This window comes from Pseudomonas flavocrustae, assembly GCF_029872515.1.
GTDB classification, from domain to species: domain Bacteria; phylum Pseudomonadota; class Gammaproteobacteria; order Pseudomonadales; family Pseudomonadaceae; genus Chryseomonas; species Chryseomonas aestiva.
This window is the reverse complement of the sequence record NZ_JAPDIQ010000006.1, coordinates 30,393-42,388: the sequence shown is the minus strand read 5'-3', so window position 1 is coordinate 42,388 and position 11,996 is coordinate 30,393. Positions and strand designations below refer to the sequence as shown.

Below are 11,996 nucleotides of genomic sequence, written 5' to 3'. Positions count from 1 at the left end.
CCCATGCGCCCATTTTCGCTTCGATTGCTCGCCTTGGCTCTGGCGGGCCTGGCCGTGACCACGATGGTAGAGGCCGACGCTACGCTCGACCGGATCAACGAACGCCAGCAGGTGGCCATCGGGGTCATTCTCAGCGGCCCCCCCTTCGGCACCCTGGATCCGCTGACGCGTGAGCCCCAGGGCTACAACGTCGAGTTGGCCAAGGGCATCGCCGAGCGACTGGGGGTGAAGCTGGAGACCGTCTCGGTACTCGCTCCCAATCGGGTGCAGTTCCTCCAGCAGGGCAAGGTCGAGCTGCTGGTGGCCAACATGCAATTCACCGAGGAGCGCGCCCAGATCCTGGATTTCGTGCCTACCCCTTATGAAGAAGTGGGCGGGGCGGCCCTGATTCGCAAGGGCGCCGGCATCGCCCGCTGGGAAGACCTCAAGGAGCAGCCGGTCTGCGTCTCACAGGGCAGCAACTTCATCAAGCCGCTGACGGAAACCTACGGGGCGCAGATCAAGGCGTTCCGCAGCCAATCCGAATCGCTGCTGGCGCTTCGGGGCGGCAGTTGCGTCGCGGCGGTCCATGTCAGCCCGACCATGCATACCCTTCTCGGCGATGCCGAGTGGTCCGGCTACGAGATTCCCTTGCCGACCGATCTGATCCCGTCTCCGTCGGTGATCTGGGTGCGCAAGGGGGAGCATGACGTCCAGGCCAAGCTGGATGCCATCGTGCGTGACTGGCACCGCAGCGGTTGGCTGATCGCCCTTGGTGAACGCACCGGTATGCACCCCTCGGCGGCGCTCCGCCAACTGCACGAGCAGCACAAGAACGATACCCCCCTGGTGGCCCAGCCATGACTCCCTTGCTCGATGCCTTGCGCGAACGGGTAGGGGAGCGCTACGCGACCCTGCCCGAAGCCGACCGCCCGGAACTGAGCGATCGGCATCGCCGCTACCACGGCCGGGTCCAGGCGCTGGTGCGGCCGGCCGATACCGCCGAGGTCGCTGCAGTGGTAAAACTGTGCGCCGAGCGCCGGGTGCCGGTAGTGGTGCAGGGCGGCAATACCGGCTTGATGGGCGGAGCGACACCGGATGACAGTGGCCACGCCGTGCTGCTGCGCCTGGACCGACTCGACCGCATCCGCGCCATCGATACCGACAACGATACCCTCACCGTGGAGGCCGGCTGTGTCCTGCAGCGGGTGCAGCAGGCCGCCCAGGCGGTAGACCGGCTGTTCCCGCTGAGCCTGGGGTCCGAGGGCAGTTGTACCCTGGGCGGCAATCTCGCCACCAATGCCGGCGGCAATGCGGTGCTGCGCTATGGCAATACCCGCGAACTGACCCTGGGGCTCGAGGTGGTCACCGCCGAAGGCGAGATCTGGCATGGCCTGCGCGGCCTGCGCAAGGACAATACCGGCTACGACTTGCGCGACCTCTATGTCGGCAGCGAAGGTACCCTGGGCATCATCACGGCAGCGACGCTCAAGCTGTTTCCCCTGCCGCGTACCCGGCTTACCGCGCTGGTGTCCTTCGCCGTCCTGACCCAGGCGGTGGCCTTCCTGTCCCTGGCCCGCCAGGGGCTGGACGCGGGCTTGACCGCCTTCGAATTGCTCTCGGCCGATTGCCTCGAACTGCTGCACGAGCAATTTCCCGAAGGCCCCAATCCCTTTCCCGAGAGGCGCGAACCCTGGTACGCGCTCCTCGAATTTTCCTCCAGCGCCACCCAGGGCGAAGCCCAGGCACGTTTCGAAGCGGTATTAGCCGACGGCCTGGAGCAGGGCCTGCTCAGCGACGCGCTGCTGGCCGGCAGCCTGGCGCAGAGCCAGGCGCTATGGCTGATGCGCGAAAACCTCAGCGATGCCCAGGCCCGCGCCGGGCGCAACATGAAGCACGACATCTCGCTGCCGATCTCGCAAATCGCTTCCTTCGTCGAGCGCACCGGCGACTTGCTGCAGGCACGTTTCCGGGGGGTGCGGCACTACACCTTCGGCCACCTGGGCGACGGTAACCTGCACTACAACGTGGCCCATCCGCTGGACCAGAGCGTCGCGGCGCACATGGCCCACTACGCGGCGGTCAGCGAGATCGTGCATGACAGCGCCCATGCCCTGGGGGGTTCGATCAGCGCCGAGCATGGTATCGGCCAGCGCAAGCGCGACGTGCTGCCACGCTACAAGAGCCCCCTCGAGCTGGAGCTGATGCGCCGTATCAAGCAGGCGCTCGACCCGCACAACCTGCTCAATCCCGGAAAGGTCCTGGTGATCCCCTCATGAGTCTGCGTCTGTCGACCCGCGTGCAGCGGGTCTCGCTGTCGGCCAATGCCGCGGCCAAGCTGAAAACCACCGAATTGCGCGAGCGCGGTATCGATGTGCTCGACCTCACCACGGGCGAGCCGGACTTCGATACCCCCGGCCACATCAAGGCGGCCGCCCGTGCCGCCATCGACCGGGGCGACACCGGCTATACGCCCACCGCCGGGGTACCGGCCCTGCGCGAGGCGGTGCGCGAGAAGCTGGCCCGGGAAAACGGCCTGGACTATCCCCTGGCTGGGATCGTCATCGCCAACGGCGCCAAGCAGGTGATCTTCAATGCCTTCGCCGCCACCCTCGAACCCGGGGACGAGGTCCTGGTACCGGTCCCCTATTGGCCGACCTTCCCCGACAGCGTCCGCTTCAACGACGGGGAGCCGGTTATCCTGCCCTGTCCGCTGGAGCAGGGCTATCGCCTCACGCCCGCGCAGCTGGAAGCGGCCATCACCCCACACACTCGCTGGCTGATCCTCAATACACCGGGCAATCCCAGCGGCGCGGTCTATCGCCACGCGGAACTCGAGGCCCTGGCTGCTGTGCTGCGGCGTCATCCGCAGGTCTGGGTGCTGCTCGACGAACTCTACGAGCACATCCAGTTCGCCGAGGAGCGCTCGCCGGGCCTGCTGGAGGTCGCGCCGGACCTGCAGGAGCGCACGCTGCTGGTGGGGGGCGTCTCCAAGACCTACGCCATGACCGGCTGGCGCATCGGCTTCGGCGCGGCGCCCGCCAAGTTGGCCCATGCCATGGTGGTGGTGCAGTCCCAGGCCGCTTCGGGCGCCTGCTCGATCAGTCAGGCCGCCGCCCTGGCGGCCTATCGCGGCGGACTGGACTTTCTCGCGCCCCAGGTCGCGGCCTATCGCCAGCGGCGCGACCTGCTGCTGGCGGCCCTGGCACCCGTGGCGGGTCTCGAATTTCTCGTTCCGGACGGCGGCTTCTTCGTCTTCCTGCGCTGCGCCGGCCTGCTCGGCAAGCGCCGCCCCGATGGTGCGGTGCTAGCCCGCGAGGCGGACGTCCTGGCCTACTTCCTGGAGCATGGGGTCTCCGGTGTGGCCGGCAGTGCCTATGGCCTGTCGCCCTACCTACGGCTGTCCATCGCCACGGCGACCGACAGCGTGGCCGAGGCTGGTACGCGGATCGCCGCGGCCTGCGCGCAACTCACCGAGGGCGCGGCGCCATGAGCCAGCCGCTGGAGGCCGTCATCGGCGTCATCGCCCACCTCGGCCTGGACTATCGTTTTCTCGCCAGCGCCTACGAGCGCGACGCCTTCCTCGACGGTGCCCTGACCACCGTGGCGATCTGTCTGTTGACCATCTTCGGCAGCCTGGCGGTGGGGGTGCTGCTGGCCGCCGCGCTCACCTCCGGGCGCGCCTGGCTGGTTCGTCCGGCCAGGGTGTTCGTCGAGATCACCCGCAACACCCCGACGCTGGTGCAGCTGTATTGCGCTTTCCTGGTCCTCAACATGCTCATCGTCCGCAGCCTGGACGGCGCCAGCAGTCCCATCGGTCCCTTCGCCTGGGTAGTGATCGTGCTCTCGCTGCACAAGGGCGTCTTCCACGCGGAAGCCCTGCGCGCGGGCATCGAGGCAGTGCCCCCGGTGACGCTGGAGGCCGCTACCTCGCTCGGTTTCAACCGGCGGCAGCTGCTCCTCGAGGTCCAGTTGCCGCTGGCGACCCGCTTCGCGCTGCCATCGCTGGTGAACAACCTGATCGACCTGCTGAAGTCTTCGGCGGTGGCCTCGGCCATCGCCGTCAACGACATCACCTACGCCTCGATCATGATCTGGACCCAGCGCGACAACGTGCTGGAGCTGATGGTGTTGCTGCTGGCCTTCTTCGGCCTGCTCAGCTTTGCCGTGAATCTGCTGGGGCGCCTGCTGGAAGCGCGCCTGAGGATGCCCGGTTATGGCCACTGAACTGCTCATTTCGCGCGCGCCACGACGGGTCTGGCCGTTGCGTCGACCGGCCCTGTGGCTGCTGCCGCTGCCGCTGCTGATGCTGATGCTGGTGCTGGGCTGGCTGGCGCTGGGCGCGCCGCCGCGCAACCTGGTGGAGCCACTGTTGCGCTGGTCACCGGCCCTGGGCGCGGGCTTTGCCCTGAACATCCTCATCAGCCTGCTGGCGATCGGACTCGGCACCCTGGCGGGCCTGCTGGTGGGCGTGCTCAACCTGTCCGGCACGCGCCTCCTGCGCTGGCCCGCGCGGCTGTGGATTCAGGTGTTCCGCAACGCGCCCTGGCTGGTCCTGCTGTACTTCACCACCTATGTGTTTCCCTTCGAGCTGCACCTGGCCGGCCATTACCTGCCGTTCCCGGATTGGCTCAAGGTGGTGGTCGGCCTGGCGCTGCCGGCCAGCGCCAACGTGGCGGAAATCCTGCGCGGGGCGATCAATTCCATCCCGGCGACCCAGTGGGAGGCGGCACGCTCCCTGGCGTTCACCCGCGGGCAGATCTTTCGCTCGATCATCCTGCCGCAGTGCTGCAAACGCATGCTGCCGCCGTGGATGAACCTCTACGCCATCATCACCATGGGCACCGCCCTGGCGTCGCTGGTGGGCGTGCACGATCTGCTCGATACCGCCCAGATCGCCAGCAACACCGTCAACCAGGTGGGCTTCACCGTGGCGATCTACTTCGGCGTCATGGCGCTGTTCTTCGCCTACTGCTATCCCATCTCGCGTTTCACCCAGTATCTGGAGCGTCGCTATGCCTGCCACTGAAGGACCCCTGGTCAGTCTCAAGGACGTCAAGCTCGCCTTCGGTGCGACCCAGGTGCTGCGCGGCATCGACCTGGAGGTCGCGCGGGGGCAGGCGGTCTCCATCATCGGTCCGTCCGGCTCGGGCAAGTCGACCATCCTCCGCTGCATCACCGGGCTGCTCAAGCCGCAAGCCGGGGAGATCCGCGTCGGTGACACCGAGGTACACCGCCTGAAGGGCGACGCTGCGCATCTGGAACTACGCAAGCGAGTCGGCTTCGTCTTCCAGCAGTACAACCTCTTTCCCCATCTGTCGGTGCTGGACAACCTGATGATCGCCCCGCGCAAGGTGCTCGGCCGCGACGCCGGCAGCGCTCGCGAAGAGGCCTTGGCGTTGCTCGCCAAGGTACGCCTAGCGGACAAGTCCGAGGCCTTTCCCGGTCAGCTCTCCGGCGGCCAGCAGCAGCGGGTGGCCATCGCCCGCGCTCTGGCGATGCGTCCGGAATTGATCCTGTTCGACGAGGTGACCTCGGCGCTCGATCCGGAAACCGTTGGCGAAGTACTGGCGGTGATCCGCCAGCTCACCGAAGAGGGCATGACCTGCGTGCTGGTCACCCATGAGATGAGCTTCGCCGAGGAGATCAGCGACCAGGTGTACTTCACCGAGCACGGTGTGATCGTCGAGCACGGCGAGCCCTGGCAGCTGTTCAACGCGCCGCGCCACGAGCGCACCCAGGCCTTCCTGCGCTACGGCGCGGGCCGCGCGGCCGCCCAGGCGCGCCGTAACCCCGATCCCTTCATCGTCAACATCAGCCCGCGCAGCCTGTCGGTCTGAGTCACCCGAGGACACCCCCATGAGCTATGCCGAACACCATCGCCTGGTCGAAGACTTCCTGGAGGAGGTCCGTGAACTCCAGGCCCAGGGTATCGACCGAGAACGCCTGAAAACCATCGCCGCCCGCCTGGCGCAGCTGGCCGAGCACCGCGACCTCTTCGACCTGGCGCACTTCCCCGTGCCCGGGCCGGACGCCGGCAAGACCGCCCATCGCTACCGCTTCAACGACCATGGCGATGAAGCGCCGACGCTCTATCTGAATGCTCTCCTGCCCGGCAAGAAAACCGTGCCGCACAATCATGAGACCTGGGCGATCATCGTCGCCATCCAGGGGCAGGAGTTCAATCGCGTCTACCGCCGGCGCGACGACGGCAGCGATCCGACCTTCGCTGACCTGGAGCTGGAGCGCGAGGTCACCGTGGAGCCAGGGACCATCATCGAGTTCCTCGGTGACGACATCCATGACATTCGCACCGAAGGCAGCCAGCCGACCCTGCATTTCCACCTCTATGGGCGTCCCTTGGAGGCCCTGGACGGGCGCTTTGGCGTGAGCCCGGAAGGGCGGGTGCAGAACTACAACAGGTCGCAGATGGAACCCTCGGTGGCGGTCCCGCGGGCATGATCGACGTGCATTTCTGGCCGACCGCCAATGGCCTCAAGATCGCCATCCTGCTCGAAGAGCTGGGGCTGCCCCATCGGCTGGTGCCGGTCAACATCCGCGCCGGCGAGCAGCATGCTGCCGACTTCCAGGCCATCAGCGCCAATGGACGGATTCCGGCCATCGTCGACCACCAGCCGGCCACAGGTGAGTGGCCCCTGGCCCTATTCGAGTCGGGCGCCATCCTGAGCTACCTGGCCGCCAAGGCCGGGCGCTTTCAGGGGGCCGGGGATCCGTGGCGGGTCCAGCAGTGGCTGTTCTGGCAGGTCGGCCACGTGACGCCCTATCTGAGCCAGCTGCAGGTATTGCGCGAAAAGGCGCCGGAGCCGCAGGTGTTCGCCCAGCAGTTGCTGCAATGCGAAGCCGAGCGCCTCTACGGTGTGCTCGAGCGGCGCCTGGTTGGCGTTGACTATGTCGCCGGCGACTATTCCATCGCCGACATGGCGATCTTTCCCTGGATTCAGCCAAGGCGCCAAGGACTCATGCTCGCCGACTTTCCGCAGCTCGCCGCCTGGCGCGAACGCCTCAAGGCGCGGCCAGCCGTGCAGCGAGCCTATGCACGCGGACGCGCGCTCGCGCCCGGCGAAGCGTCGCTGACCCTCGAATGACCTCCCTTCAGCCACTCACGGGCCGCTCATGAACGCTCTGGTTTCACCCCATACCCTGCAGACCTGGTTGCACGATGGCGCCGAGATCGCGCTGTTCGACGTGCGCGAGCACGGCCACTATGGCGCCGGTCATCTTTTCTACGGAGTCTCCTTGCCCTACAGCCGCCTGGAGATCGAGGTCGGCCGGCTGGCGCCGAATCCCAAGGTCCGGCTGGTGGTCTACGACGAGCACGGTGACGATGTTGCCCCCCGCGCCCTGGAGCGGCTGCGTGCTCTGGGCTACCAGCAGGTCTGGCGCCTGGAGGGTGGCTACCAGGGCTGGCAGCAGGCCGGCTTCGAGGTATTCGCCGGGGTCAATGTCCCTTCCAAGACCTTCGGCGAACTGGTCGAGGTGCAGTGTCATACCCCGCACCTGACGGCACACGAACTGCACGAGTGCCAGGCCCGCGGGGAGCCCCTGCTGCTGCTCGACGGCCGGCCGTTCGACGAATTCCGCAAGATGACCATTCCCGGTTCGCGCTGCTGCCCGAATGGCGAGCTGGCCTATCGCCTGGGCGAGCTGGTGACGGACGAGACCACTCCCATCGTCATCAACTGCGCCGGACGGACCCGCAGCATCATCGGCGCCCAGACGTTGATCAATCTCGGGGTAAAGAACCCGGTGTACGCGCTGGAGAACGGCACCCAGGGCTGGTTCCTCGCCGATCTCGCCCTGGAGCATGGCGCCACGCGCCGCCATGCCACGGGGCCGGCCGCCGATGCCCAGCCGATGGCCGGCAACGCGCGGCAGCTGGCCGAGCGGGCCGGCGTGCGCTGGGTGGACGCCGCCCAGGTGCGTCGCTGGGCAGAGGAACAGGGCCGTAGCCTGTTCCTCTGCGACGTCCGGACCCCGGAGGAGTTCGCCGCGGGCAGTCTGCCGGGCGCTCAGCACGCGCCGGGTGGCCAACTGGTGCAGGCGACTGATCAGTACGTGGGCGTGCGCGGCGCCCGGCTGGTGCTGGTCGACGCCGATGACGTGCGGGCGGCGACCACCGCCAGCTGGCTGCGCCAGCTCGGTCATGAGGCCTATGTGCTGAGCCATGGCATCCACAGCGACCTGGCGCTCGCTCCGCTGGATGCACCCGCGTTGCCAGCCCTGGCGGTGCTGGACAGCACGGCATTAGCGGCTCTGGGCGAGACGGTCGCCTTGGTCGATCTGCGCTCCAGCGCCGCCTTCCTCGCCAGCCGGTTGCCTGGCGCGCACTGGTCCATTCGCCCGCGCCTCGCAGCTGACTTGGCCGAGGAGGAACGCCCCCTGGTGCTGATCGCCAGCGATCCCGCGGTGGCCGGGCTGGCCTTGGGCGAATTGCCGCCCACCCAGGCCGCCAGGGCACAGGTCCTGCTGGAAAGCCCGCAAGCCTGGAACGCCGTGGGCCTGGCCGTGAGCCAGGGCGGCGCGCCGTTGAGCGATGCCGAGCGCAGCGACTTCCTCTTCTTCACCCATGGCCGCCACGATGGCGACAAGGCCGCCTCGCGCCAGTACCTGGCCTGGGAACTGGGCTTGCTCGACCAGCTCGGCGCCGAGGAACGCGCCGGCTTCCGGCCCTTGCTGGCGGAGGGGAGGGCATGAAGGATCTGCAATCCCGACTGGTGCATGGCGCTCGTCCTCAGCGAGCGAGCGGTGGCTACGCGGTCAATCCGCCGGTGGAGCGCCTGAGCACGGTGCTCTTCGATAGTCTGGACGCCCTAGAGGATGTCCGTCGGCGCCGCGATCAGGAGCGCCTGCTCAGCTACGGCGCCCGCGGCAATCCCACCGCCTTCGCCCTGGAAGACCTGGTGACCGAGCTGGAGGGCGGCTATCGCACCAAGCTCTATCCCACCGGCCTTGCCGCCGCGGCGCAGATGCTGCTGGCCTATCTGCGCCCAGGTGACCACCTGCTGGTCACCGACGCCGTCTATGGGCCGATCCGCCGCGTCGCGGCCGAGCTGCTGGAGCCCCTCGGCATCCAGGTGGAATTCTTTCCCGCTACCGCCCATGACCTCGACGGGCGCTGGCGTCCCAACACCCGGATGGTCTACACCGAGGTGCCGGGGTCGGGCCTGTACGAACTGTGCGATCTGCCGGCCCTGGCGCAGGCCTGCAGGGTGCGTGACGTGCTGCTGGCGGTGGACAACACCTGGGGCTCCGGCTACCTCTACCGGCCACTGGCGCTGGGCGCCAACATCTCGGTGATGGCGCTGACCAAGTATGTCGGCGGCCATAGCGATGCCATGCTCGGCAGCGTCTGTACCCGGGAGTCCGCCTGGGCGCCGCTGTCGCGGGCGAGCGATACCCTGGGCAATACCGTCAGCCCCGACGATGCCTGGCTGGTGCTGCGCGGCGCCCGTACCCTGGCGGTGCGACTCGCCGAACACCAGCGCCAGGCCACCGCCGTGGCGCTCTGGCTGCAGGATCGGCCGGAGGTGGCGCGGGTGTTCTATCCCGCCTTGCCGGAGCACCCCGACCATGAGCTGTGGCAGCGCGATTTCCACGGCTGCAACGGCCTGCTGTCCTTCGAGCTGCGCGATGCCGATCCCCAGCGCTTCCGCGCCTTCGTCGACGGGCTGCGGCTGTTCGGGTTGGGCGCCTCCTGGGGCGGTTTCGAAAGCCTGGTGATGCCGGTGACCTTCAGCGAGCGACCGGCACCCTGGGGCATCGTGGGGCCGGTGATCCGCCTGCATATCGGGCTCGAAGACGCCAGCACCCTGATCGAGGACCTGGCGGCCGCCTGGCGCGCCAGTGCCTAGCTAGGGTTAGTCGGGCAGGATGGCGAACGCCCGTGCGGGAAAGCCCGTGCCCCGGGCGATCCTGGGAAAGGTCACGGAGATCAGGGCGCCGGCCTCCGGCACCTTGTCCAGGTTGGCCAGCAGCTCGATCTGGTAGTGATCGCGCCCGAGGATGTAGGACTCCAGCGAATAGTCGTCGCGGCTGGTGGCAACGCCCGGATCGGTATCCGTGGTCTCGTGGCCGGACGCCGTGATCTTGCGCGTTTCGTAGAGGTAGGTGAGGACCTCCCGACTCCAGCCGGGATAGTGGGCCACCCCCTGGGCGTCGAGATTCTGGATCCGCTGCTGGTCTGGCCAGCGCTGGGACCAGTCGGTTCGCAAGGCGACGAAGGCGCCTGCGGGAATCGGTCCGTGGCGCTTTTCCCAAGCCTGGACGTCGGCGAGCGTCACCTGGTAATCCGGATTGCCGGCCACCTGGCGATGGACGTCGAGTACCACCAGCGGCAGCAACTGCTCCTTGACCTCGATCTGGTCCAGGGTGCGCTTGCCGGTATGGAAGTGCGCGGGCGGATCGACGTGGGTCCCCCATTGACCGACATGGGTGTATTGATCCACCGCGAAGCCGTCCTTCTCGATGCTGTAGAGACGCTTGCGCTCGGCGGGCTGGAAGCCTTTCCAGTGCGGGACGTTCTCATCATACGGGTGCGTGAGGTCGACCCAGCGCCTGGTCTTGAGTTGCGCATAGGTATCCCAGAGGCCCGGTTGGGCGGCCTGGACCGGCGCAAGGCCGGCGCACGAGAGGGCGATGCAGAGGGCAGTGGCGAGGCGAGTGGCTGGCATCTAGGCTGGTTCCTTGTCCGGCGATGAGGTGTCGTCGAAAACTAGGAGGCAAACACCATGACGTCCAAGCACTTGATCGAATATGCACAGGCCTCGGCGGACGTTCGTGCGGTGTACGACGACATCAAGCGGGTGCGCCAGGTCGAGGACGTGAACAATTTCTGGAAGTGCCTGGCGGCCCACCCGCCGACCCTCAGGCGGACCTGGGAAAGTCTGAAGGAGGTGATGCAACCCGGGGCACTGGACCCGCTGACCAAGGAGCTGATCTACGTGGCGGTCAGCGTGACCAACAACTGCCCCTACTGCATCGCCTCGCACCTGGCCGCAGCGCGCCGGGCGGGGATGACGGACGCCATGTTCGGCGAGCTGCAGGCGGTGGTGGGCATGGCCAACGAGACCAATCGCCTGGCCACGGGGTATCGCGTGCCTCTGGATGCGGCCTTGCAGGACTAGTGGGGTAGCAGGACCAGGCCCAGCGCCACCAGCAGGTAGATGACGGCCGAGAGGCGATTGAGCTGGGTTTCCTTGGCGAAGGCAGCGCGGGCGCGGTGGGCGAGGAGCATGTAGCCACCGTAGATCGACAGCGAGATGGCCACCGCCGTCAGGGTCAGCAGCAGGGCCTGGGGCGCGTAGGGCCGTTGCGGGTCGATGAAGGCCGGATAGGTCAGCAGGCTGGCCAGCCAACCCTTGGGATTGCTCAGGGAAATCAGCAGGGCATCCAGGAACAGGCGTCTGGCAGCCGGTGGTGCGGCCTGGGATGCGCCTGGATCGGCGGAGCTACGCAACGCGTGCACGGCGAGATAGACCAGATAGAGCGCTCCCGCCCAGCGCAGGTACAGCAAACTGTGCCGATGTTGCTGGATCAGCAGCCCCAGGCCGGCCAGCACCGCGCCGGCGTGCAGCGCCGTGGCCAGGGCGAAGCCAAGCGCGCCGGGCAGGGCGGTGCCGCGACCATGGCGTAACACCAGGGCGACGGCGAAGGCGACGTTGGGCCCTGGCAAGGCGACCGCGGCCGTGAAGGCGAGGGCGAAGAGACCCAGCAGGTTCAGCTCCACGCCGTGCTCCTCATGGAAGCGGCGGTGCCCGGCATGGCGATCATCGGCGGCGGTCCCTAAGAGGCGTCGAGGCGACAGGGTAATGCCGTTCGGCGGCTACCGACACCCGTTGCCGGGTTTTGCGTGGTGTTTGGTGCCACCTATTTTGCCAGAGCTATCCAGAGACTTCGCCGCGTTACCAGATGGGCACCTTGGCTTCCAGGCAGTGGTGGTCGGGAAGGGGGCTGGATAGTGTCAGAACGGTAATGGCTTACCTGATATGCACTCAGAA

11 protein-coding genes and 1 pseudogene are annotated in these 11,996 nt (G+C 67.5%); 10 read left to right on the top strand and 2 right to left on the bottom strand.

Features of this window, described 5'->3' with window-relative positions; translation table 11 throughout:
- Nucleotides 1-3: 3 nt before the first annotated feature.
- From OMP44_RS14305 to metC, 9 genes and pseudogenes are all read left to right on the top strand, one after another.
- Entirely contained in the window at nt 4-843 is an 840-nt protein-coding gene (locus OMP44_RS14305; protein ID WP_431312643.1) for a transporter substrate-binding domain-containing protein, read from the top strand.
- Nucleotides 840-2,258, top strand: coding sequence for an FAD-binding oxidoreductase (locus OMP44_RS14300; protein WP_280309093.1), 1,419 nt, complete (start codon nt 840-842; stop codon nt 2,256-2,258). The genes OMP44_RS14305 and OMP44_RS14300 overlap by 4 nt, the downstream gene beginning before the upstream one ends.
- Nucleotides 2,255-3,472, top strand: coding sequence for an aminotransferase class I/II-fold pyridoxal phosphate-dependent enzyme (locus tag OMP44_RS14295; protein WP_280309091.1), 1,218 nt, complete (start codon nt 2,255-2,257; stop codon nt 3,470-3,472). The genes OMP44_RS14300 and OMP44_RS14295 overlap by 4 nt, the downstream gene beginning before the upstream one ends.
- Entirely contained in the window at nt 3,469-4,206 is a 738-nt protein-coding gene (locus OMP44_RS14290) for an amino acid ABC transporter permease (protein WP_280309089.1), read from the top strand. Before OMP44_RS14295 ends, OMP44_RS14290 begins: the two co-directional genes overlap by 4 nt.
- Entirely contained in the window at nt 4,196-5,008 is an 813-nt protein-coding gene (locus OMP44_RS14285) for an amino acid ABC transporter permease (RefSeq protein ID WP_280309087.1), read from the top strand. The genes OMP44_RS14290 and OMP44_RS14285 overlap by 11 nt, the downstream gene beginning before the upstream one ends.
- On the top strand, nt 4,995-5,819 hold the full coding sequence (locus OMP44_RS14280; RefSeq protein WP_280309085.1) for an amino acid ABC transporter ATP-binding protein: 825 nt from the start codon (nt 4,995-4,997) through the stop codon (nt 5,817-5,819). The genes OMP44_RS14285 and OMP44_RS14280 overlap by 14 nt, the downstream gene beginning before the upstream one ends.
- Nucleotides 5,820-5,838: 19 nt before the next feature.
- Complete coding sequence (locus OMP44_RS14275) at nt 5,839-6,441, top strand: cysteine dioxygenase family protein (RefSeq protein ID WP_280309082.1); 603 nt, start codon at nt 5,839-5,841, stop codon at nt 6,439-6,441.
- Nucleotides 6,438-7,085, top strand: a complete 648-nt coding sequence (locus OMP44_RS14270; protein WP_280309080.1) for a glutathione S-transferase family protein — start codon at nt 6,438-6,440, stop codon at nt 7,083-7,085. Before OMP44_RS14275 ends, OMP44_RS14270 begins: the two co-directional genes overlap by 4 nt.
- 28 nt (nt 7,086-7,113) lie before the next feature.
- Nucleotides 7,114-9,851, top strand: a pseudogene (gene metC / locus OMP44_RS14265) (cystathionine beta-lyase).
- A gap of 6 nt (nt 9,852-9,857) precedes the next feature.
- Here metC and OMP44_RS14260 read toward each other — a convergent pair.
- The gene (locus OMP44_RS14260) at nt 9,858-10,670 is read right to left on the bottom strand and encodes a cyclase family protein (protein WP_280309078.1); all 813 of its coding nucleotides are present in this window, start codon (nt 10,668-10,670) and stop codon (nt 9,858-9,860) included.
- 57 nt (nt 10,671-10,727) lie between these two features.
- Here OMP44_RS14260 and OMP44_RS14255 point away from each other — a divergent pair, with 57 nt between their 5' ends.
- Nucleotides 10,728-11,123, top strand: coding sequence for a carboxymuconolactone decarboxylase family protein (locus OMP44_RS14255; RefSeq protein ID WP_280309077.1), 396 nt, complete (start codon nt 10,728-10,730; stop codon nt 11,121-11,123).
- On the opposite strand, the gene OMP44_RS14250 is transcribed toward OMP44_RS14255, so the two are convergent.
- Nucleotides 11,120-11,725: a LysE family translocator gene (locus OMP44_RS14250; protein ID WP_280309075.1), complete on the bottom strand. Its 606-nt coding sequence runs from the start codon at nt 11,723-11,725 to the stop codon at nt 11,120-11,122. The two genes, OMP44_RS14255 and OMP44_RS14250, sit on opposite strands and share 4 nt — an antisense overlap.
- Nucleotides 11,726-11,996: the final 271 nt, after the last annotated feature.